General features: G+C 64.1%; 1 pseudogene. It reads right to left on the reverse strand.

Annotation, left to right across the window (positions count from 1 at the left end):
* Positions 1-171: pseudogene (locus tag BN358_RS23515) on the reverse strand (tryptophan 7-halogenase); the annotation flags it as partial.
* Between the last annotated feature and the right edge of the window lie 99 nt (positions 172-270).

The raw sequence follows: 270 nt of genomic DNA on the forward strand, positions 1-270 counted from the left end.
ATCCTTCTTTGCCATCTCGCCCACGCCCACCCAGATGTTCGAGGGGATCCAGTTCCACTGGGAGTTCGGCGACACGACGGTCACCTTGTGCTGGCTCCCCAGCAGTCGCCGCAGGTGCAGTGCGGCGGTGTGGCCGGATACACCCGCTCCGAGGATGAGGACCTCTGCCATGTGCTTCTCCTTCTGTCGGCAGCATCGCCGATCAACCACTATACCCTAGGGGGTATCCGGCGCGCGCGTCGACCCAGGGACGCGCTCCCCAGATTTCAC

Origin of the sequence: Sedimentibacter sp. B4, assembly GCF_000309315.1 — a bacterium.
GTDB classification, from domain to species: Bacteria; Bacillota; Clostridia; order Tissierellales; family Sedimentibacteraceae; genus Sedimentibacter; species Sedimentibacter saalensis.